The organism is Pseudomonas sp. RAC1 (assembly GCF_030658255.1).
Taxonomy (GTDB): domain Bacteria; phylum Pseudomonadota; class Gammaproteobacteria; order Pseudomonadales; family Pseudomonadaceae; genus Aquipseudomonas; species Aquipseudomonas boreofloridensis.
In genome coordinates this window covers 235,967-256,299 of record NZ_JAUTXS020000038.1, presented here as the reverse complement: position 1 = coordinate 256,299, position 20,333 = coordinate 235,967, and the positions used below count along the sequence as shown (strand labels likewise).

Here is a 20,333-nt window from a genome sequence, read left to right as displayed (position 1 = left end):
CCACTACCTCAGCCGTTAGGGCCCACGGTGGCAACGATGGTGACTTGCTTGTTGTCCGGTATTTCCTGGTAGGCCAGCACGTGCAGATTGGGCACGGCCAGACGACCGAATCTCGACAGCATGGCGCGGATGGGACCGGCCACCAGGAGAATGGCCGGTTGGCCCTGCATCTCCTGGCGCTGCGCCGCCTCGATGAGCGAACGCTGCAGCTTCTCGGCCATGCTCGGCTCCAGGAGAACACCGTCTTCCTGACCTTGCCCGGCCCGTTGCAGACTATTGAGCAAGATCTGTTCCAACCTGGGCTCCAAGGTGATCACAGGCAGCTCGGACTCAGTGCCTACAATGCTTTGCACGATGGCGCGGGACAAGCCGACCCGCACCGAGGCCACCAGCGCGGCGGTATCTTGACTCTTGGCCGCATTGTTGGCGATGGCTTCGGCAATGCTGCGGATGTCACGCACCGGCACCTGCTCGGAGAGCAGCGCCTGCAAGACCTTGAGCAGCCCCGACAAGGAAATGACGCCTGGCACCAGTTCCTCTGCAAGTTTGGGCGAGGCTTTGGCCAGCACTTGCAGCAACTGCTGGACCTCTTCGTGGCCGATCAACTCGTGGCAGTGCTTCTGCAGAATCTGGTTCAGGTGCGTGGCAACCACGGTACTGGCATCGACCACCGTATAGCCCAGCGACTGCGCCTGGGCGCGCTGGGCGACATCGATCCACACCGCCTCCAGGCCGAAGGCCGGGTCGCGCGCGGCGATGCCGTTGAGGCTGCCGAACACCTGACCGGGGTTGATGGCCAGCTCGCGGTCCGGATAGATCTCGGCCTCGGCCAGGATCACGCCCATCAGCGTGAGACGGTAGGCGCTGGGCTGCAGGTCGAGGTTGTCGCGAATGTGCACGGTGGGCATGAGGAAGCCCAGGTCCTGGGACAGCTTCTTGCGCACGCCCTTGATCCGCGCCAGCAGTTGCCCGCCCTGGTTGCGGTCGACCAGGGGAATCAGCCGATAGCCGACCTCCAGGCCGATCATGTCGATCGGTGTGACGTCGTCCCAGCCCAACTCCTTGGTTTCCATCGCACGCTGCGGCGAAGGCAGCAGATCCTGCTGGCGCTGCGCTTCTTGCAGGGCCGTCTGCTTGGCCTTCTGCTGCTTCTTCCACACCAGGTAGGCGCCGCCGCCGGCCAGCAGGCCGAGGCTGAGGAAGGCGATGTGCGGCATGCCCGGCACCAGGCCCATGACCACCATCAAGCCGCCGGAGACGGCCAGCGCCTTGGGTGAGTCGAACATCTGCCGGTTGATCAGCTTGCCCATGTCCTCGGAGCCCGAGGCGCGGGTGACCATGATCGCGGCGGCGGTGGACAGCAGCAGCGACGGCAACTGCGCCACCAAACCGTCACCGATGGTGAGCAGCGCGTAGACCTTGCCGGCATCGCTGAAGCTCATGCCGTGCTGGAGCATGCCGATGAGCATGCCGCCGATGAGGTTGATGAACAGGATCAGCAGGCCAGCGACGGCGTCGCCCCGGACGAATTTGCTGGCACCGTCCATCGAGCCGTAGAACTCGGCCTCCTGGGCCACTTCGGCACGACGCGCCTTGGCCTGGGCCTGGTCGATCAGGCCGGCGTTGAGGTCAGCGTCGATGGCCATCTGTTTGCCGGGCATGGCGTCCAGGGTGAAACGCGCGCTCACTTCCGAGATACGCCCGGCACCTTTGGTCACCACCACGAAGTTGATGATCATGAGGATGGCGAACACCACCGCACCGACCACGTAGTTGCCGCCGATCACCACTTCGCCGAACGCCTGGATCACCTTGCCCGCCGCGCCATGCCCTTCCTGGCCGTGGAGCATCACCACGCGGGTGGAGGCCACGTTCAGCGCCAGACGCAGCAGCGTGGCCACCAGCAGGATGGTCGGGAAGGCGGCGAAGTCCAGCGGGCGCAGGGCGTACACGCAGACCAGCAACACCACGATGGACAGGGCGATGTTGAAGGTGAAGAACACGTCGAGCAGGAACGGCGGGATGGGCAACATCATCATTGCCAGCATCACCAGCAGCAACAGCGGCACACCCAGGTTCCCCCGGCCGAGACCGGCCAGGTTGTTGCGGGCGTTGCTGAGTAACTGAGCGCGATCCACCGGGTATCCTCTTCGAGCAGAAACTTGACGCCTGGACAGCGCCTGGGCGGTGCTCTGCAAGAAGCTTTCCAACTTTGCCGGGGTGCGATAGGGCATGGCCCCAGTGGGGGCGGCGGTTCGCCGCAGCGCCCTAGCGGTGACCGAGCGGGACGCTCTGCGACACGCTCAACTGTCGCGGCGAAGATCTGGCGGAATCGGCAGGTCCTTGTTCAGCGGATCCGGGGCCTTGCCGCGTCCCGAGCGGTACTGGCGAATCTGGAAGACATAGGCCAACACCTGCGCCACGGCCAGGTACAGGCCCGCCGGAATCTCGTTTTCCAGCTCGGTGGAGTAGTAGATCGCCCGCGCCAGCTCGGGCGACTCGAGGATCTGCACCTTGTGCTCCTGGCCGATCTCGCGAATCTTCAAGGCCAGGAAATCCGTGCCTTTGGCCAGCAGCAGCGGCGCCGAACCGCCCTTTTCCGGGTCGTACTTCAGGGCCACGGCATAGTGGGTCGGGTTGGTGATGATGACGTCGGCTTCCGGCACCGCCGCCATCATGCGCCGCTGAGAGGCCTCGCGCTGCAACTGACGAATACGCTGCTTGACCTCGGGCTTGCCCTCCATGTCCTTGTACTCATCGCGCACCTCCTGCTTGGTCATCTTCAGCTTCTTGTGCGTCTGCCAAAGCTGGAACGGCACATCCGCCAGGGCGATCAGCAGCAACCCCGACGCCATCCACAACGCGCTCCACCCGACCACCTGGACGCTGTGAATGATCGCCTGCTCCAGCGGCTCCTTGGCGATCGCCAGCAATGCCTCGCGGTCGTTGGTCAACACCACCAGCGCGACCACCAGCACCAGGCAGAACTTGGCCAGCGCCTTGAACAGTTCGGTCAGCGAATTGAGCGAGAACATGCGCTTGATCCCCGACAACGGGTTCATTCGGCTGAACTTGGGCTGCAACAGCGAACCGGAAAAGATGAAGCCCCCCAGCACGACGGGCATCACCAGCGACAGCACGAACAGCAGCACCAGCACCGGCTGAGTGGCCCAGATGGCCATCTTGCCCGAGGCCATGAGGAACGCGCCCATCGAGCGCTCGTCCACCAGCACTTCGCGCGACAGGGTGAAGTTCATGCGCATCAGGGTCATCAGCGTCTCGGCCAGATAGCCGCCGAAGGCCAGCAAGGCACCGGCGCCGCCAAGGGTGATGGCGAAGGTGTTGAGCTCCTTGGAACGCGCGATCTCGCCTTTTTCGCGGGAATCGCGCTTGCGTTTGTCGGTGGGTTCCTCGGTCTTGTCCTGACCGCTCTCGCTCTCGGCCATGCTCAGCGCACCCGTGCCAGCTCACGCAGCCACTGCAAGGCCTCGCTGGCCAGCTGCTGATAGTGGGAAAGGATATCGGCCAGGCCGACCCAGAATACGCCGAGCCCCAGCACCAGGGTCAGCGGAAAACCGATGGAGAAGATATTGAGTTGCGGCGCCGCGCGGGTCATCACGCCGAAGGCGATGTTGACCACCAGCAGCGCGGTGATCACCGGCAGGATCAACACCACCCCCGCGCCCAGCACCCACCCCAGGCGACCGGCGATGTCCCAGAAGTGCTCGACCACCAGCGCGTTGCCGATCGGCAAGGTGGTGAAGCTCTCGGTGAGCACCTCGATGACCACCAGGTGGCCGTTCATCAACAGGAACAGCACGCTCACCAGCATGGTCAGGAACTGGCCGACCACCGCCACGTTGACGCCGTTGGCGGGGTCGATCATCGAGGCCATGGCCATGCCCATCTGAATCGCCACGATCTGGCCGGCGATGACGAAGGCCTGGAACAGCATCTGCAACGAAAAGCCGAACAGTGCGCCGACGATGATCTGCTCGGCGCACAGCAGCACGCCGCGCAGGCTCAGGGGCTCGAATTCGGGCATCGGCGGCAGGCCGGGCACGATCACCACGGTGATCGCCAGCGCCGCGTACAGGCGAATGCGCGCAGGTAGCATGCGGGTACCGAACACGGGCATGGTCATCAGCACCGCGGTGACCCGAAACAGCGGCAGGATGAAGGTGGCGACCCAGGTGCCGATCTGCGCAGCGGTCAGCTCGAGCATGCGCCGCTCACCCGATCAACTGCGGAATGCCGCTGTACAGGCCGGTCATGTATTCCATGAATTTCTGCACCAGCCACGGCCCGACCACGATCAGCGTGACCAGCATCACCAGCAGGCGCGGCAGGAAGCTCAGGGTCTGTTCGTTGATCTGCGTGGCGGCCTGGAAGATCGCCACCACCAGACCGACCAGCAAGCTGGGCACCACCAGCACGGCCACCATCATGGCGGTCAGCCAGAGTGCCTCGCGAAACAGGTCGACTGCGATTTCCGGGGTCATGCGACACCTCCTGGAGCGGGCTCAGACACCGCCGAAACTGCCGGCCAGCGTACCCATGATCAACGCCCAGCCATCGACCAGGACGAACAGCATGATCTTGAACGGCAGCGAAATGATCAACGGCGAGAGCATCATCATGCCCATCGCCATCAGCACACTGGCGACTACCATGTCGATGATCAGGAACGGGATGAAGATCATGAAGCCGATCTGGAACGCAGTCTTGAGCTCCGAGGTGACGAACGCCGGGACCAGAATGGTCAGCGGCGCCTGGTCGGGGCTGGCGATGTCGGTGCGCTTGGACAGGCGCATGAACAGGTCCAGGTCACTCTGCCGGGTCTGCGCCAGCATGAAGTCCTTCAGCGGGCCTTGGGCCTTGTCGATCGCCTGCTGGGCGGTCATCTGCTCGTTCAAATAGGGCTGCAGGGCATCGCGGTTCACCCGGTCGAACACCGGCGCCATGATGAACATCGTCAGGAACAGCGCCATGCCGGTCAGCAACTGGTTCGAGGGCGTCTGCTGCAGGCCCAGGGCCTGACGCAGGATGGAGAAGACGATGATGATGCGGGTGAAGCTGGTCATCAGAATGACGAACGCTGGAATGAAGCTCAGCGCCGTCATGATCAGCAAAATCTGCAGGCTGACCGAATATTCCTGTTGGCCGTTCGGCCCGTTGCTCAAGGTGATGGCCGGGATCGACAACGGATCGGCGGCCAAGGCCAGCGGCGCGGCCAGCAGCAGCGCCAGGGTCAGGATCGTGCGCAACGCGCGGTTCATCGGCGGTTGTCCTTGTCGTGCTTGCCATCCTTGCCCATCAATTCGAGCAGGCGCTGGGCAAATTCCGGCGCGGCCTGGCGCGCGCTGTCCGGCACCGGCACGGGTTCGGCCAGCACATGCAGCGCTTCGATGCTGCCTGGGCTGTGACCGATGAGAATCTGCTCCTTGCCCACCTGCACCAGCACCAGCCGATCCCGCGGACCCAGGGCTCGGCTGCCGAGGATCTCGATGACCTGGCCGCCACGCGGTTGCGCCAGCTGCATGCGCCGCAGCAACCAGGCCAGCAGGAAGATCACCCCGACCACCAACAGCAGGCCCAGGACCATCTGCGCCAGTTGTCCGCTCAGGCTGTCAGGCGCGGGGGCCGCGGCGGGCGCTGGCGCGACGGCAGCGCTGGCCAGCACCGCCTCGCTGGCGAGCAGGACCGCGCAGGCGCCCAGGGCGCGAATCATGGCCTTCACTCAGCGCAGCTTCTTGATGCGTTCGCTTGGGCTGATCACGTCGGTCAGGCGGATGCCGAACTTCTCGTTGACCACCACCACCTCGCCGTGCGCGATCAGGGTACCGTTGACCAGTACGTCGAGCGGCTCACCGGCCAGGCGGTCGAGCTCGATCACCGAGCCCTGGTTCAGTTGCAACAGGTTGCGGATGCTGATTTCCGTGGCGCCCACTTCCATCGAGATGCTCACCGGAATGTCCAGGATCACATCCAGGTTCGGGCCTTCGAGGCTGACGTTCTCGTTCGGCCGTGGCGAGCTGGCGAACTCCTCCATCGGCAAGCGACCGGGGCCGGAGGCGCGGCCGGCATCGGCGGCCAGCAGCGCGTCGATGTCAGCCTGGCCGGCATCGCCGGTCTCTTCCAGGGCCGCGGCCCACTCATCGGCCAGGGCCTGTTCCTCCGGGGAGGTGATCTCGTTTTCGTTAGCCATAAAGTCCTCGACAAGCTTTCAATGCGTTGTACGATCGCGCCGCCGTCAGCGGCGCTCGATCGGATCGATGATCTGCAGCGACAGGGTGCCCTTGTGCGAGCCCAGCCGGGCCTTGAACGACGGCACACCATTGGCACGCAGCACCAGGTGTTCAGGCAGCTCCACTGGAATCACGTCGCCGGGCTGCATGTGCAGGATGTCGCGCAGCTTGAGCTGGCGACGGGCGACGGTGGCCGAGAGCGGCACGCTGACATCCAGCACGTCTTCGCGCAGGGCCTTGACCCAGCGCTCGTCCTGGTCGTCGAGGTCGGACTGGAAGCCCGCGTCGAGCATCTCGCGCACCGGTTCGATCATCGAATAGGGCATGGTCACGTGCAGGTCGCCGCCACCGCCATCGAGCTCGATGTGGAACGTCGACACCACCACCGCCTCGCTGGGCCCGACGATGTTGGCCATGGCCGGGTTGACCTCGGAGTTCATGTACTCGAAGTTCACCGGCATGATGGCCTGCCAGGCTTCCTTGAGGTCGACGAAACACTGGTCCAGCACCATGCGCACCACGCGCAGTTCGGTGGGGGTGAATTCGCGGCCTTCGATCTTGGCGTGGCGGCCGTCGCCGCCGAAGAAGTTGTCCACCAGCTTGAACACCAGCTTGGCGTCGAGGATGAACAGCGCCGTGCCACGCAGCGGCTTGATCTTGACCAGGTTGAGGCTGGTGGGCACGTACAGCGAATGCACGTACTCACCGAACTTCATCACCTGCACGCCACCCACGGCCACATCGGCCGAGCGGCGCAGCAGGTTGAACATGCTGATGCGGGTGTAGCGGGCAAAGCGCTCGTTGATCATTTCCAGGGTCGGCATGCGACCGCGAACGATCCGATCCTGGCTGGTCAGGTCGTAGCTCTTGACGCTGCCAGGCTCGGCTGCGCTCTCGGTCTGTACCAGCCCATCGTCGACGCCATGCAACAGGGCATCGATCTCATCCTGGGACAGCAGGTCCTGCACGGCCATCGGTCGGCTCCTACTGCAATACGAAATTGGTGAACAGCAGCTGGTCGATGACCGGCTTGCCGACTTCCTTCTGCGCCACTTCCTGGACCACCGCAGTGGCCTTCTGGCGCAACATTTCCTCGCCCACGGCGCTGCTGGCCAGGCTGTCGAAGCCCTGACCGGAGAACATCATCACCAGGTTGTTGCGAATCACCGGCATGTGCACCTTGAGGGCATCGAGGTCGGCCTGGTTGCGGCCCTGCATGGTGATGCTGACCTGCATGTAGCGCTGCCGGCCGTTCTGGTTGAAATTGACCACGAAGGCTGGTGCCAGCGGCTCGTAGATTGCAGGGGGCTTGACGTTGGCCTGCGCAGGATCCGCCGCCGGTGCGGGTTCGCTCTTGTGCATGACGAACCAGGTGGCGCCCACCGACAGGCCAACGGCCAGCAGCAAGGCCAGTACCACCAACAGGATCAGCTTGAGTTTGCCTTTAGTGGCGGGGTCTTTGACTGCGTCGCTCTTCGCCATGCCAATAATCCGTCGTCCATCGTGGTTTCAAGAAAGGATGACGAGGCTTGAGCAAGTGTTATGCCAGATCTGTCGGACTGTCTGCAGACGCGGCTCAGGCCGCGCCTGCAGGAACGTCAGGCGTAATAGTCGACCGCACTGTCGCCGATCACCACCTGCTGCTCGGCAGGCCGAGCGGTGTCGCCCGGCTCGGCATTGTCGCCGCCCTCCCCGGCCCGCCGCGCCGCGACACCGGAGAAGTTCGAGCTCCCCTGCTGCGCCTGCTGTTGCTGCTGGCGTGACTGATCGGCAACGTTGACGTCAGGTTGGGCCAGGCCCTGCTGGGCAAATAGCTCGCGCAGGCGGTGCAATTGGCTGTCGAGGGTATCGCGCACCCCGGCGTGGCCACTGATGAAGGTGATCTGGGTGGCTTGGTCCGCCGCCACGTTGACGCGGATGTCCAGGCGACCGAGCTCGGCCGGCTCAAGCTGGATATCGGCGGACTTGAGGTTCTGACTCGACAAGTACATGACCCGGTTGACCAGTCCCTCGCTCCAGGCCCCCTGGTTCATGACCAGGGGCTGCTGCAGCGGGTTGCTCGGAGCCACCGCGTTGGCAGTCTTTGGCGTGACGGCCTGGGTCAGGTTGGCCAGACGGTTGGCGAAGTCATCGACCCGGGTGTCGCTGTCGGCTTTCTTGACGTCCTTCAGACCCGTCGAAAGCAGTTCCGAGAAACCCTTCTCGCCATGCTGGGTTTGACCGCGCGGCGACTCGCCCTCGGCTTCCACCAGCAGATTCGCCAAGGTATTGACAGTGCCCGATGCACTGGCGTCCTGTCCTGGCGTCTTTTCGTTCTGGGACGAGGCATGCGTAGAGGTCGTACCTTTGGCCTGGGCACTCTGTTCGAGGGCCAAGCGCAAGGTCGGCATGTTCGCCAAGGGGTCGGCTTCGGGATCGAAGTCGCCATCTCCCGGTTTTTCCTCTGTGCCAGGCGCCGCCGCCGCTGCCTGGGTGGTGGCCACAGGAGGCTGGACCGCCGCCTGAAGCACTGGCGCGACCGCCTCGGCTTGGGCCTGGATCAACTGCGCCCCGGTCTGGGCGTCAGTGACCTGCCCCGCCACCAAATTGGCGTCGACCGATCCAGGTTCGACGGGGTGATCGTCAGCGTTACCGGTCGAAGCCTGCACATCGTCTTCGGCAGGCGCTGACGGGCCGTCGCGGTCTTGGGCCTTTTGCTCGGTGCGCGCAGGGGCCTGGTCGCGAGCCGCTGGCAAAGGCTTGCCATTGACGGCAAGGGCTGCGGGCTTGTCATTGCCGCCTTTGCCGCCGGGTGCAAAATCGACTTTGTCCTTCGGTGCCGCTTGGACCGGCTTGTCGGCGCGCATCGCCGGCTGATTGCGCTGCTGACGGGCCATCAGTTGGTCGAAGCCGCCGCCCTGTAAACCCGGCGCCTGCACAGGTTTTTCCGGCACTGCCGTGCTTGGCCGCGAGGCAGGGCTGGCGTGGCCGGGTTGCAGCAAGGGGTTGGATGCGACAGGCATTGAAACTCTCCACGCCAGGGCAGCGAAAGGGGTGACTGGTCATGGATAAGCAAAACTCGCGCCAGCCTTGCCTTCAACCAGCGGCAATGCGCTCGCGCTCGCCCCGATAGAACCGCTGGACCTCGACGAATTCGAGATCGATGCGGTTGATCAGGTCTTCGATGCCATACAAGGGTTGCTGCCTCACGCGCTCTTCGAGCTGCTGGCAGAGCTGGGCCAGACCCACCGCACCCATGTTGCTGCTACTGCCCTTGAAGCTATGTGCCGCCATGCCCAGCGTCTGCGCGTCCTTGGCCAGATGCAATTGACTCAGGCGCCGTTCGGAGTCTTCCAGAAAGGTCTCGAGCAGTTGCAGGTAGCCATCTTCCATGACCTCCCGCAGGTCGCTCAGCACCTTGTAGTCGATATGTTCGTGTGTCACTTGCTCGCTCCTTGATCAAGCCTGCCTGCGCCTGGATTCAACCCGTCACTTTACCAACCGAATTCGACCCGTGCCCGCCGTCCGTCGTCGAGCCACTGCGCACGTACGCCCAAGCGTCTGACCAGATGCAGGCCGCGACCGCTGAGGCTTTGATGCGCCGCAGAATGGGCCAGCACGTCGTCGATATCAAAACCCGTGCCACTGTCACTGACCTCAAGCGTCAGACGCCCACCGTCGGCGATGGGTTCAACCTTCAACTCGATGCGCACGAACCCTTCGCGCAAACTGGCTAAACGCCGATCACGTTCGCGGTAGTACTCGGCAAAGCCTTGCGCATCGGTTTTCTGGCGCGAATCGAGGCCGAGCACGCCATGCTCCAGGGCATTGGTATACAGCTCGCCCAACACGCTGTGCAGCACCCCGCCGCTGGCGCGCAGGCCGTCGATCTCCTGCAGCAATTGCAGCAGATAGGGCAGCGGGTCGAAGCGCTTGAGGCTGTCGGCGTGCAGCACCAGCGACAAGGACCAGTCCAGCGGACTGCTGCGGTGGTTGTCGAGGGTTGGCGGCTCGAGCGGCAGGCGTTCGTCGCGCGGTAGCATCGCGATGTCGCACAGGCTGATATCGTCACGCGGCCGCCCGCCGAAACGCGCCAACGCCTGCATCACCTCGTCGAACAACTGCCGCGGCTCACGGTTGGCCTTCAGCACCTCGCTCAAGCGCTCGACGCCGAACAGCCGGTCCTGGGCATCGCCCGTCTCGATCACGCCGTCGGAGAGCAATAGCAAACGCTCACCCAAGGCCATGGGCATGACCACAGTGGTGTCATCGAACTGTTCAGGCGCGAGGATGCCAAGCGGCAGATGCCGGGACGGCAATGTCGCCAGGACCTGCCCACCCGCCTTCAGGTGATAGGCATCGGGCATGCCCCCGTTCCAGACCTCCAGCGTGCCGCGCTCCAGGCCAAGCCCCACCAGCAAGGCACAGCAGAACATGTCCACCGGCAAGATGCGTTTGAGCTTGGCGTTCATCTCGCGCAGCATCTGCGCCAGGCCGTAGCCCTTGGCAGTCATGCCATGGAAAATCTCGGCCAGCGGCATGGCGCCCACGGCTGCCGGCAGACCGTGGCCGGTGAAGTCGCCGAGCAGTACGTACAGGTCACCCGAAGGTGTGCGCGCCGCCATCAGCAGATCGCCGTTGAACAGCGCGTAGGGCGATTGCAGGTAACGGATAGTGTCGCTATGCAGGCAGCCGGCATGGGCGACCTTGTCGAACAGCGCCTTGGCCACGCGCTGTTCGTTGAGCAGGTGATGGTGGTGCCTGGCCAATTCGTCGCGCTGCTGCAGCACCGTCGCCTGCAGGCGCCGCTGACGGTCCAGGGCATTGATCTTGGCCGCCAGGATCACCGCGCTGTAGGGCTTGGCCATGAAATCGTCGCCACCGGCCTGCAGGCAGCGCACCAGCGCCTGCTCTTCGTTGAGCGAGGTGAGGAAGATGATCGGCACGAAGTGCTCGCCCGCCTGGGCCTTGATCCGGCGCGCCGCCTCGAAGCCATCCATCACCGGCATCAGGGCGTCGAGCAACACCAGGTCCGGGCGCTGCTCGATGAACAGGGCAAGCGCCTGCTCGCCATGCTCGGCGGTGATGACCTCATGGCCCTGACGGCGCACGATCTGCGCCAGCAGCAGACGATCGGTGGCACCGTCCTCGGCGATCAGCACGCGCAAGCGCGGGGACACCGACATGACCGGCCTCAGTGAATCTCGAACAGGCTGGTGAAATTGGAAATGGCGAAGATCTTGCGCACGTCAGGGCTGGTGTTGACCACCCTGATGCGCGCGTGGTCGCCACCGACATGGTCACGCAGCAACAGCAGCATGCCCAGGGCCGAGCTGTCCAGATAGGTGGCGTCCTTGAGGTCGATGACCACGCGCTTGGCCGGTTGGCGCTCGTAGGCTTCACGGAAGGCCTGGTGCTGGCCGAAATCGAAACGGCCCTTGATCGTGATCGTCAGCTGTTCTTCGTCCGCTGAATAAACAGATTCGACTGCCATGCGCGATTCCTTCGTTGATGGCGGGGAGTGAGGAAGGTGTAGCAGGCCGCTGGGTGCGCCGCAAGCGCAAGTCCTAGAAAGGGCTCTGCCGGGGCAAGCGCTGCGACAACTCGTCGAGCAGCTTCTGCTCGCGCTTGTCTTCGGCGCGGCGTGCTTCGTCGAGGTAGCGCTGCACCAGTTTGCGCAAGCCCTCGACCCGCGCATAGGCCTGTTGCCAGGCATCGCGGGCGTTGCGCAGGTTGTTCTGATGCCAGGTCAGGCTCTGGCGCTGCTGGGTCATGGCGGTTTCCAACTGGCCTAGGAAGCGCTGGTAGTTCACCAGCCAGTTGCCGTCCACACCCTGGCTGCCGCGGTTGATCCACTGCTGTTGGTAGTCTTCGCGAAAGCGCTCCAGCTCGGCGAGCTTGGCCTGGGCCTGGGCCACCTGCTGCTGGAACTGGCCCATGCGCTGTACGGCCTTGCGCTCGGCCTCCTCGGCCATTTGCACCACAGGCGCAAGACGCGCGGCACGACTGGGCAGGGCCACGCCGGTCAGCTACCCGAAGGCGGTGCGAAGATGCTGCCCAGCTGTTCACGGCTTTCGGCCATGCCGGTACTCTCGTCGAGCCCCTGGCGCAGAAAGCCCACCAGCTTGGACTGCAAGGCGATGGCAAGGTCGGTCTCCGGATCGCCGCCAGCCACATAGGCACCGACGCTGATCAGGTCGCGACTCTGCGACAGGCGCGACCACAGTTGCTTGAACTTCTGCGCCTGGCGCAGATGATCGTGATCCACCACCTGCGGCATCACTCGGCTGATCGAGGCTTCGATATCGATGGCCGGGTAATGACCTTCCTCGGCCAAGCGGCGCGACAGCACGAAGTGCCCATCGAGCACACCGCGCGCCGAGTCGGCGATGGGGTCCTGCTGGTCATCGCCCTCGGACAGCACGGTGTAGAACGCGGTAATCGAGCCGCCACCGGCCTCGCCATTGCCCGCCCGCTCCACCAGCTTGGGCAGCTTGGCGAACACCGACGGCGGATAACCCCGAGTGGCGGGCGGTTCGCCGATGGCCAGGGCGATTTCGCGCTGGGCCTGGGCGAATCGAGTCAGCGAGTCCATCAGCAGCAGGACGTTCTTGCCCTTGTCGCGGAAATATTCGGCGATGCGGGTGCAGTACATGGCCGCACGCAGCCGCATCAGCGGCGCATCGTCAGCGGGCGACGCCACCACCACGGAGCGCTTGAGCCCTTCCTCGCCGAGGATGTGCTCGATGAATTCCTTGACCTCGCGCCCGCGCTCGCCGATCAGCCCGACCACGATGATGTCGGCCTTGGTGAAGCGGGTCATCATGCCCAGCAGCACCGACTTGCCCACGCCGGTACCGGCGAACAGGCCCAGGCGCTGGCCGCGCCCGACGGTCAGCAGGCCGTTGATGCTGCGGATACCGACATCCAGCGGCTGGCTGATGGGATCGCGATTGAGCGGGTTGATCACCGGCCCGTCCAGCGGCACCCAGTCCTCGGCCTTCATCCCGCCCTTGCCGTCGAGGGCGCGACCGGCACCATCGAGCACCCGCCCGAGCATGCTCATGCCCATCGGCAGGCGGCCGCTGTCATCCAGCGGCACCACCCGCGCGCCCGGCGCGATGCCGGCGATGCTGCCAACCGGCATGAGGAACACCTTGCTGCCGGCGAAGCCCATCACCTCGGCCTCGACTTCGACCGGGTGGTAGCTGTCGTCGTTGATCACCTTGCAGCGACTGCCCACCGCCCCGCGCAGCCCCTCGGCTTCGAGGGTAAGGCCGACCATGCGCAGCAGGCGGCCTTCGACCACTGGCTGCTCGGGCAGCTTCACCGCGTCGGCATAACCGCCCAGGCGGCGGCCGAAGCTGGTGCGTTCAAGGCGCATCAGGCACATCCAGCTCGACGGACACATCGGGCGACGCAGGATGCAGGGTCTGCTCATGGCCTTGCTCGAACAGTTGCGCCACGGCTTTTTCCATGCGCGTCTCCATGCTCGCATCGATGCGGCTATGGGCCGTCTCGATACGGCAGCCGCCAGGCAGCAGCGACTCGTCTTCGAGCAGCTTCCAACGCTCCTCGTGACGCTCGCGCAAGGTCTTGACCTGCTCGAAGTCCTGCGGGTTGAGGTGGATGCGAATGTTCTCGGCGCCCATCGGCAGCAGCTTGAGCGCCTGGCGCAGTACCTGGGCGATCTGCGTGGAATCGTTGCGCAGTTCGCGGCCGATCACCTCGCGGGCGACATGGGCCACCAGGTGCACCAGGGATTTTTCGATCTGCGCGTCCTGCTCGGCAATTGGCTCGAGCAGATGGGTCATCAATTGCTCCAGGCTTTGCAGCTTGGCATCGAGGGCCTGCTCGGCTTCCTGGCGAACCTTGATCTGGGTGCTGTGAAAGCCCTCGCGCTCGCCCGTGGCGAAGCCTTCGTTGTAGGCCTCCTGACGAATCGCTTCGAGCTCTTCGAGGGTCAGCGGCTGGACTTCCTCCAGCGGTACTTCTTCGATTTCCTCGACCAGCTGCGGTTCGGGCTCCGGCTCGGGTTCCGGCGCGGGCGCAGGGTCGAAACTGGGCAGCGCCCACACATCGACGCCCTCGAGGTCGCGGGCGCGGATCAGGTCGCTGGGGTGTTCTTTGGTGGTCATGTTCTCAGGCACTCAAAACCGTGTTCGACCGACGCCGCACCGTGCAGGCGCGGCGGTTCGCCAGCCAGGCAAGCGGCCTTAGATCATTTCCTCGGCGCCTTTGCCGCCGAGCACGATCTCGCCGGCCTCGGCCATGCGCCGGGCGATGGTGAGGATTTCCTTCTGCGCGGTTTCCACGTCGCTGACCCGCACCGGCCCTTTGGCCTCGAGGTCGTCGCGCAGCAGCTCCGAGGCCCGTTTGGACATGTTCTTGAAGACCTTGTCCTTGACCTTCTCGTCGGCGCCTTTGAGCGAGACCACCAGCACGTCGGACGACACTTCGCGCAGCAGGGCCTGGATGCCGCGGTCGTCCACGTCGGCCAGGTTGTTGAAGACGAACATCAGGTCTTCGATCTGCTCGGACAGGTCGCTGTCGATGTCGCGGATCGCGTCCATCAGCTGGCCTTCGACCGAACTGTCGAGGAAGTTCATGATGTCGGCGGCGCGCTTGATGCCGCCCAAGGTGGTGCGCGCGGCATTGGAGTTGCCGGAGAACTGCTTTTCCAGGATCTGGTTCAGCTCTTTGAGCGCCGCCGGTTGCACGGTGTTGAGCGACGACACGCGCAGAACGATGTCCAGGCGCACCTTGTGGTCGAAGTTGCTCAGCACCTCACCGGCCTGGTCGGGGTCGAGGTAGGCGACCACGATGGCCTGAATCTGTGGGTGCTCGAAGCGGATCACATCGGCCACGGCGCGCGGTTCCATCCACTTGAGGCTGTCCAGGCCGCTGGTGTTGCCCCCGAGCAGGATGCGGTCGATCAGGCCGTTGGCCTTGTCTTCGCCCAGGGCCTGGTTGAGCATCTTGCGAATGTAGCCGTCGGAGCCGACGCCCAGGCTGGTCTGGTCGCCGACGATCTCGACGAACTCGCTCATCACCTGCTCGACCTGCTCGCGGTGGACGTTGCCCATCTGCGCCATGGCCACACCGACCCGTTGCACTTCTTTGGGCCCCATGTGACGCAGGACCTGGGCGGCGTCGGTCTCGCCCAGCGACAGCAGCAGGATGGCCGCTTTGTCGACGCGGCTCAGCTTGGCGGTAATGGCTCGGTTGTCACTCATCGGCGTTGATCCACTCTTTGACGACCTGGGCCACACGACCCGGGTCTTCGGCCACCAGGCCCTTGATTGCGTTCAGTTGCGCCTCATAGCCTTCGCTTGGGCTCGGCAGCAGGATGCTGCTCGGTCCGCCCAGGCTGACGCGGTCGTCGCCGACCTCGCCGTCCATACCGATCATGCCCATGCCACCCATACCGCCGAGTTGCATGTCGGGGTCGCCGGCCACGTTCTTGCCGCCACCGGTGATGCTGGTGAGCACCGGGCGCAGTACCCCGAACACCAGCACCAGGATGAACACCACGCCCAGCACCTGCTTGACGATGTCCCAGAACCAGGGCTGCGAGTAGAACGGGATATCGGCCAGCACTTCGCCGCGGTCGGCGGAGAACGGCACGTTCATCACCGTCACGCTGTCACCGCGGCTGGCATCGAAGCCCACCGCGTCCTGCACCAGGCGGGTGAAGCGCGACAGGTCTTCGGCCCCCCACGGGGCGCGAGTACTCTCGCCATTGGCGCCGACCTTGACTTGGTCGTCCACCACCACCGCCACCGACAGGCGGGTCAAACGCCCCTGCTGTTGACGGGTATGGCTGATGGAGCGGTCCAGCTCGAAGTTCTTGGTGCTCTGCTGACGCTTGTCGGCCGGGTACGGTGCCAGCATCGGCTGGCCGGTGGCCGGATCCATGATCTGCTGGCCGTTGGCATCGACCAGCGGCTGGCCGGGCGCGATGGCACCGGCTGGGGCTGCACCGGCCCTGGCGTTCTCAGGCGCCGCAGCGCCGGCCGGCGGCTGGTTGCTCAGCGCACCCGGCACGCCCTGCGGACCCTGGCCGCTGGCGCGCTGCTCGTTCACCGACTGCTCGCTGCGCAACGCCGGCTGGTCGGGATTGAACTGCTCGGAGGTGGACTCGACGGCGTTGAAGTCGACGTCAGCCGACACCTCAGCCTTGTAGCGGTCGTTGCCCAGCACTGGCTGCAGGATGTTGTGCACACGCTGGGTGAGCAGGCCTTCCATGCGCCGGGTATAGTCGAACTGCTTGCCGGCCATGGTCAACGCGGTGTCCTGCAACTGGTCGGAGAGCAGGTTGCCCTTCTGGTCGACCACGGTGACCTGAGACTTGTCCAGTTCCGGCACGCTGGTGGCGACCAGGTTGACGATCGCCATCACCTGACCGGCCTCTAGGCTGCGCCCAGAGTACATTTCCACCAGCACCGAGGCGCTGGGCTTGCGCTCGTCGCGCACGAACACCGAGCTCTTCGGGATCGCCAGGTGCACGCGGGCGGCCTTGATGTTGTTGAGGCTGGAGATGGTGCGCGCCAGTTCGCCTTCCAGGCCACGGCGATAACGGGCCGCCTCCATGAACTGGCTGGTGCCCAGCCCTTGTTCCTTGTCGAGAATCTCGAAGCCCAGGTTGCCGTCGCTCGGTGCAACGCCGGCAGCCGCCAGCTTCATGCGCGCCCGGGACAGATCGTCGGACTTGACCAGCAACGCCCCGGAGTTGGGCTCGACGGTATAGGGGATGTCGGCAGCGGCCAGGGTTTCCATGACCTGCTTGGTGTCCATGCCGGCCAGGCTGCCATACAGCGGACGGTAGTCGGGCTGCTGCGACCACAGCACCACGGCAAAGCCGATGGCCACGCTGGCAGCCAGACCGACCAGCAGGCCGACCTGACGCAGCATGGGCATACGCGAAATGTTTTCCAGGAACGCCATGCCGAACAGCGGCGGCTTGGCCGCGGGCGGGCCGCTCTTGGCGGGGGCGTTATCGACGACTGCTTCGGCCATGACTCAACGCGCCCTCAAACCGGCATCTGCATGATGTCCTGGTACGCCTGCACCAGCTTGTTACGTACCTGGGTCAGCGCCTGGAAAGAGACACTGGCCTTCTGCGAGGCGATCATCACATCGGTGAGGTCGACACCGCTCTTGCCGATCTCGAAGGCGTTGGCCAGCTGGTTGGACGCCTGCTGGGTATCGCTGACTTTGTTGATGGCCTGGCCGAGCATGTCGGCGAAGCTGCTCTGGCCTGGCGCGAGCTCGGGCGCAGCCGCGACCTTGGGCAGCGACATGGCATCGGCCTGCATCGCGCGCATGTCCAGCATCAGACGATTGAATTCAACACCTTGGCTCATGAACTTCTCTCTCCGGCGGCCGCATTTTTTTGACACTGATGCAGCGGGTAAGACGGTTAAAGCAACAAAGGTGCCAGCCTTGGCGGAGTGTCCCTTTACCCAGCATTCAACCGTACAGGCCACCTTCCACATCCAGGCCGGCATCGCGCATCTGCGCCAGCTTGTAGCGCAAGGTGCGGGGGCTGATACCCAGCTTCTCGGCGGCCTCCTTGCGACGACCACGCTCGGCACGCAGGGTGTCGATGATCATCTGAAATTCGTGACGGCGCAGGTCATCGCCCAGGCCACTGGACTCGGCACTGGATTCGGCGCATGATGGCTCAATAATGGCACCCTTGACTGGCGACAAGGGAATGGCACCCGCCAGACAGAAATCCGCCGCCTCGATCACCCCGCCCTGCTGCAGGATCAAGGCACGCTGCAACGCATTGTCCAGCTCGCGCACGTTCCCCGGCCAGGCATACGCCTGGAGACAATGACGCGCGTCAGCGGACAGGCGCACCGGGGCGTGTTTCATCTTCAGCACATGCTTGGCCAGCAGGCGCTCGGCCAGCGGCAGGATGTCGGCGCGGCGCTCGCGCAGCGGCTGCCAGGCCAGGGGAAACACCGAAAGCCGGTAATAGAGGTCTTCGCGGAACCGTCCGGCGGCCACCTCGCCCGCCAAGTCGCGGTTGGTGGTGGCCAGCACACGAATGTCCAGGGCGATCGGCTTGCGTCCACCGACCCGCTCCACTTCCCGCTCCTGCAGCACCCGCAGCAGTTTGGCTTGCAGGCCCAACGGCATTTCGGAAATCTCGTCGAGCAGCAGCGTACCGCCCTCGGCCTGCTCGAACTTGCCGGCCTGGGCCGCGATGGCGCCGGTGAAGGCGCCTTTCTCGTGCCCGAACAGCGTGGCTTCGAGCATGTTGTCGGGGATCGCCGCACAGTTGATGGCCACGAACGGCTGCGCGGCCCGCGACGATTGTTGGTGGATGTAGCGCGCCAGCACCTCCTTGCCGGTGCCGGACTCGCCGGAAATCAATACCGTCGAGTCACTGCGCGCCACCCGAGCCGCCAGCTCGAGCAGTTGCCGACTCGCCGCTTCGCAGGCCACCGGCCCTTCCTCTGCCGCCTCCAGATGGCCGGCGGCATGCCGCTCGACCAGGCTCAACAAAGCCTTGGGCTCGAACGGTTTGACCAGGTAGTCGACCGCGCCCTGACGCATCGCATCGACCGCACGCTCGACCGCCGCGTGGGCCGTCATCAGCAAGACCGGCAACTGCGGCTGCTGGCGCCGGAGCTGGGCCAGCAACTGGTGACCATCCATACCCGGCATGTTCACGTCGCTGATCACCAGGCCGAAAGCCTCTTCGCTCACCGCCGACAGCGCCTCTTCGGCACTGCCCACCGCGCGATGGGCGAATCCACCGATCAACAACGTGTCGCTCAAGGCCTGGCGCAGGGCCCGGTCATCCTCGACCAGCAATACCTTGGTCATGCCAGTACCTGCGCGCCAGGGGCGGCAATCAACGGCAGCACGACGTGCACGCACGTGCCGCGACCGACTTTAGAACGCAGCGTCAGACTGCCCTGATGCGCCTTGACCACGGCCTTGACCACAGCCAGGCCCAATCCGGTGCCGGTGGACTTGGTGGTGACAAAAGGCTCGCCCAGGCGCTGTAGCACCTGCGGCTCGATGCCACTGCCGGCATCGCTGACACTCAGGTGCAGGTTCTGCTCACGGCGCAACAGATGCACTTTGAGCCGGGCCGGTGCGGTGCTGGCCTGCACGGCGTTTTCCAGGAGATTGAGCAGCGCGCCGACCAGCGTGTCGCGATTGCACAGCAACTCGCCCAGGTGGGTATCGCACTGCCAGCGCACCGCATGCCCCTGAACGTGGGGCTGGGCGGCGTGCTGCAGGGCCTGGAACAGCGCCTTGGGCGTGACGCGATCGTTCAGCGGAAGTTCGCCGCGCGCGAAGACCAGCATGTCGCGCACCTGGTGCTCCAGTTCGTGCAGGCGCTCCTTGAGGTTACCGGCAAAACGCTGGCGGGTGTCCAACGCCAGGGTGCCCTGGTCATCCGCCAGGTGGCTGGCATAAAGCATGGCCGCCGACAGCGGCGTGCGGATCTGATGGGCCAACGAAGCAACCATGCGCCCCAGCGATGACAGACGCTGATGGCGCGCCAACTGCTCTTGCAGCCGACGGGTTTCGCTCAGGTCGTTTATCAGCACCAATTGGCCAGGCTCGGCATCCAGCGAACGCGTCGCGATGGACAGGCGGCGGCCGTCGCGCAGTGACACTTCATGACCATCGTCTTCGCGAGGGGCGAAGCTGCGCGCAATCACCTGGCGCCACAGCTCGCCGACCAGCGGCTCACCGAGCAAGTCGCAGGCGGCCGGGTTGGCCTCGCGCACCTGGCCATGACCATCAATCACGATCACACCACCGGGCAGCAGGTCGAGCAGGTGCTGCAGACGGTTGGCCAGACGCTCCTTTTCATCCAGTTCCGCCATGCGCTGGGCGCTGACCACTGCCAGCTCACCCTTGAGTTCGGTGACCCGCGCCTCGAGCAAGGTGTAGGACTCGCTGAGCTGAGTGGAAACCTGATCGAACAGGGCGACGGCGTGGTCGAGTCCGGGTCGGCTGTCCTGCTCGACCGGAACTCGCCCTGACGCATCATGGAGTCGGGAAATAGGGGCGGCCTGGGGCATCGTGCTCTCTCGCATGGCTGACCGTCATAAAAACGGTACTTCGCCT

21 protein-coding genes are annotated in these 20,333 nt (G+C 64.8%); all 21 read right to left on the bottom strand.

Annotated features, from left to right (window positions below):
* Positions 1-8: 8 nt before the first annotated feature.
* Positions 9-2,138 (bottom strand): flagellar biosynthesis protein FlhA, encoded by a 2,130-nt coding sequence (flhA, locus tag Q7C30_RS18555; RefSeq protein WP_039578921.1) that lies wholly within the window; start codon positions 2,136-2,138, stop codon positions 9-11.
* Positions 2,139-2,303: 165 nt separating this feature from the next.
* Positions 2,304-3,446, bottom strand: coding sequence for a flagellar biosynthesis protein FlhB (gene flhB / locus Q7C30_RS18550; protein ID WP_039578922.1), 1,143 nt, complete (start codon positions 3,444-3,446; stop codon positions 2,304-2,306).
* A 2-nt stretch (positions 3,447-3,448) separates the two neighbouring features.
* Positions 3,449-4,225, bottom strand: a complete 777-nt coding sequence (fliR, locus tag Q7C30_RS18545; protein WP_039578925.1) for a flagellar biosynthetic protein FliR — start codon at positions 4,223-4,225, stop codon at positions 3,449-3,451.
* Positions 4,226-4,232: 7 nt separating this feature from the next.
* Entirely contained in the window at positions 4,233-4,502 is a 270-nt protein-coding gene (gene fliQ / locus Q7C30_RS18540) for a flagellar biosynthesis protein FliQ (protein ID WP_029612405.1), read from the bottom strand.
* Between the two features lie 21 nt (positions 4,503-4,523).
* Complete coding sequence (fliP, locus tag Q7C30_RS18535; RefSeq protein WP_039578927.1) at positions 4,524-5,279, bottom strand: flagellar type III secretion system pore protein FliP; 756 nt, start codon at positions 5,277-5,279, stop codon at positions 4,524-4,526.
* Entirely contained in the window at positions 5,276-5,740 is a 465-nt protein-coding gene (gene fliO / locus Q7C30_RS18530; protein WP_317872343.1) for a flagellar biosynthetic protein FliO, read from the bottom strand. Before fliO ends, fliP begins: the two co-directional genes overlap by 4 nt.
* Positions 5,741-6,208 (bottom strand): flagellar motor switch protein FliN, encoded by a 468-nt coding sequence (gene fliN / locus Q7C30_RS18525; RefSeq protein ID WP_039578932.1) that lies wholly within the window; start codon positions 6,206-6,208, stop codon positions 5,741-5,743.
* A 45-nt stretch (positions 6,209-6,253) separates the two neighbouring features.
* Positions 6,254-7,222 (bottom strand): flagellar motor switch protein FliM, encoded by a 969-nt coding sequence (fliM, locus tag Q7C30_RS18520; RefSeq protein ID WP_317872342.1) that lies wholly within the window; start codon positions 7,220-7,222, stop codon positions 6,254-6,256.
* Positions 7,223-7,232: 10 nt separating this feature from the next.
* Positions 7,233-7,730 (bottom strand): flagellar basal body-associated protein FliL, encoded by a 498-nt coding sequence (gene fliL, locus Q7C30_RS18515; RefSeq protein WP_029612409.1) that lies wholly within the window; start codon positions 7,728-7,730, stop codon positions 7,233-7,235.
* A gap of 116 nt (positions 7,731-7,846) precedes the next feature.
* Positions 7,847-9,250, bottom strand: a complete 1,404-nt coding sequence (locus Q7C30_RS18510; RefSeq protein ID WP_317872341.1) for a flagellar hook-length control protein FliK — start codon at positions 9,248-9,250, stop codon at positions 7,847-7,849.
* Positions 9,251-9,323: 73 nt separating this feature from the next.
* A complete protein-coding gene (locus Q7C30_RS18505; RefSeq protein WP_295482319.1) occupies positions 9,324-9,671 on the bottom strand; it encodes an Hpt domain-containing protein in 348 nt (115 codons plus the stop codon).
* Between the two features lie 50 nt (positions 9,672-9,721).
* On the bottom strand, positions 9,722-11,413 hold the full coding sequence (locus tag Q7C30_RS18500) for a fused response regulator/phosphatase (RefSeq protein WP_317872340.1): 1,692 nt from the start codon (positions 11,411-11,413) through the stop codon (positions 9,722-9,724).
* 8 nt (positions 11,414-11,421) lie between these two features.
* On the bottom strand, positions 11,422-11,721 hold the full coding sequence (locus Q7C30_RS18495) for an STAS domain-containing protein (protein WP_317872339.1): 300 nt from the start codon (positions 11,719-11,721) through the stop codon (positions 11,422-11,424).
* 73 nt (positions 11,722-11,794) lie between these two features.
* Positions 11,795-12,247: a flagellar export protein FliJ gene (fliJ, locus tag Q7C30_RS18490; protein WP_039578945.1), complete on the bottom strand. Its 453-nt coding sequence runs from the start codon at positions 12,245-12,247 to the stop codon at positions 11,795-11,797.
* A gap of 5 nt (positions 12,248-12,252) precedes the next feature.
* Entirely contained in the window at positions 12,253-13,611 is a 1,359-nt protein-coding gene (gene fliI, locus Q7C30_RS18485; protein WP_295482330.1) for a flagellar protein export ATPase FliI, read from the bottom strand.
* Positions 13,601-14,365 (bottom strand): flagellar assembly protein FliH, encoded by a 765-nt coding sequence (gene fliH, locus Q7C30_RS18480; RefSeq protein WP_317872338.1) that lies wholly within the window; start codon positions 14,363-14,365, stop codon positions 13,601-13,603. The genes fliI and fliH overlap by 11 nt, the downstream gene beginning before the upstream one ends.
* Before the next feature lie 78 nt (positions 14,366-14,443).
* A complete protein-coding gene (fliG, locus tag Q7C30_RS18475) occupies positions 14,444-15,463 on the bottom strand; it encodes a flagellar motor switch protein FliG (RefSeq protein ID WP_029612418.1) in 1,020 nt (339 codons plus the stop codon).
* On the bottom strand, positions 15,456-17,246 hold the full coding sequence (gene fliF, locus Q7C30_RS18470; protein WP_317872337.1) for a flagellar basal-body MS-ring/collar protein FliF: 1,791 nt from the start codon (positions 17,244-17,246) through the stop codon (positions 15,456-15,458). Before fliF ends, fliG begins: the two co-directional genes overlap by 8 nt.
* 14 nt (positions 17,247-17,260) lie before the next feature.
* Positions 17,261-17,593: a flagellar hook-basal body complex protein FliE gene (fliE, locus tag Q7C30_RS18465; protein WP_029612419.1), complete on the bottom strand. Its 333-nt coding sequence runs from the start codon at positions 17,591-17,593 to the stop codon at positions 17,261-17,263.
* Between the two features lie 106 nt (positions 17,594-17,699).
* Positions 17,700-19,070, bottom strand: a complete 1,371-nt coding sequence (locus Q7C30_RS18460; protein ID WP_317872336.1) for a sigma-54 dependent transcriptional regulator — start codon at positions 19,068-19,070, stop codon at positions 17,700-17,702.
* The gene (locus tag Q7C30_RS18455) at positions 19,067-20,287 is read right to left on the bottom strand and encodes an ATP-binding protein (RefSeq protein ID WP_317872335.1); all 1,221 of its coding nucleotides are present in this window, start codon (positions 20,285-20,287) and stop codon (positions 19,067-19,069) included. The genes Q7C30_RS18460 and Q7C30_RS18455 overlap by 4 nt, the downstream gene beginning before the upstream one ends.
* Positions 20,288-20,333: the final 46 nt, after the last annotated feature.

What these genes read in the sequence shown, in the direction of transcription:
- flhB (WP_039578922.1), bottom strand. Translation starts at nt 3,446, where the DNA reads ATGGCCGAGAGCGAGAGCGGTCAGGACAAGACCGAGGAACCCACCGAC.
- fliR (WP_039578925.1), bottom strand. Translation starts at nt 4,225, where the DNA reads ATGCTCGAGCTGACCGCTGCGCAGATCGGCACCTGGGTCGCCACCTTC.
- fliQ (WP_029612405.1), bottom strand. Translation starts at nt 4,502, where the DNA reads ATGACCCCGGAAATCGCAGTCGACCTGTTTCGCGAGGCACTCTGGCTG.
- fliP (WP_039578927.1), bottom strand. Translation starts at nt 5,279, where the DNA reads ATGAACCGCGCGTTGCGCACGATCCTGACCCTGGCGCTGCTGCTGGCC.
- fliN (WP_039578932.1), bottom strand. Translation starts at nt 6,208, where the DNA reads ATGGCTAACGAAAACGAGATCACCTCCCCGGAGGAACAGGCCCTGGCC.
- fliM (WP_317872342.1), bottom strand. Translation starts at nt 7,222, where the DNA reads ATGGCCGTGCAGGACCTGCTGTCCCAGGATGAGATCGATGCCCTGTTG.
- fliL (WP_029612409.1), bottom strand. Translation starts at nt 7,730, where the DNA reads ATGGCGAAGAGCGACGCAGTCAAAGACCCCGCCACTAAAGGCAAACTC.
- Q7C30_RS18510 (WP_317872341.1), bottom strand. Translation starts at nt 9,250, where the DNA reads ATGCCTGTCGCATCCAACCCCTTGCTGCAACCCGGCCACGCCAGCCCT.
- Q7C30_RS18500 (WP_317872340.1), bottom strand. Translation starts at nt 11,413, where the DNA reads ATGTCGGTGTCCCCGCGCTTGCGCGTGCTGATCGCCGAGGACGGTGCC.
- Q7C30_RS18495 (WP_317872339.1), bottom strand. Translation starts at nt 11,721, where the DNA reads ATGGCAGTCGAATCTGTTTATTCAGCGGACGAAGAACAGCTGACGATC.
- fliI (WP_295482330.1), bottom strand. Translation starts at nt 13,611, where the DNA reads ATGCGCCTTGAACGCACCAGCTTCGGCCGCCGCCTGGGCGGTTATGCC.
- fliH (WP_317872338.1), bottom strand. Translation starts at nt 14,365, where the DNA reads ATGACCACCAAAGAACACCCCAGCGACCTGATCCGCGCCCGCGACCTC.
- fliG (WP_029612418.1), bottom strand. Translation starts at nt 15,463, where the DNA reads ATGAGTGACAACCGAGCCATTACCGCCAAGCTGAGCCGCGTCGACAAA.
- fliF (WP_317872337.1), bottom strand. Translation starts at nt 17,246, where the DNA reads ATGGCCGAAGCAGTCGTCGATAACGCCCCCGCCAAGAGCGGCCCGCCC.
- fliE (WP_029612419.1), bottom strand. Translation starts at nt 17,593, where the DNA reads ATGAGCCAAGGTGTTGAATTCAATCGTCTGATGCTGGACATGCGCGCG.
- Q7C30_RS18460 (WP_317872336.1), bottom strand. Translation starts at nt 19,070, where the DNA reads ATGACCAAGGTATTGCTGGTCGAGGATGACCGGGCCCTGCGCCAGGCC.
- Q7C30_RS18455 (WP_317872335.1), bottom strand. Translation starts at nt 20,287, where the DNA reads ATGCCCCAGGCCGCCCCTATTTCCCGACTCCATGATGCGTCAGGGCGA.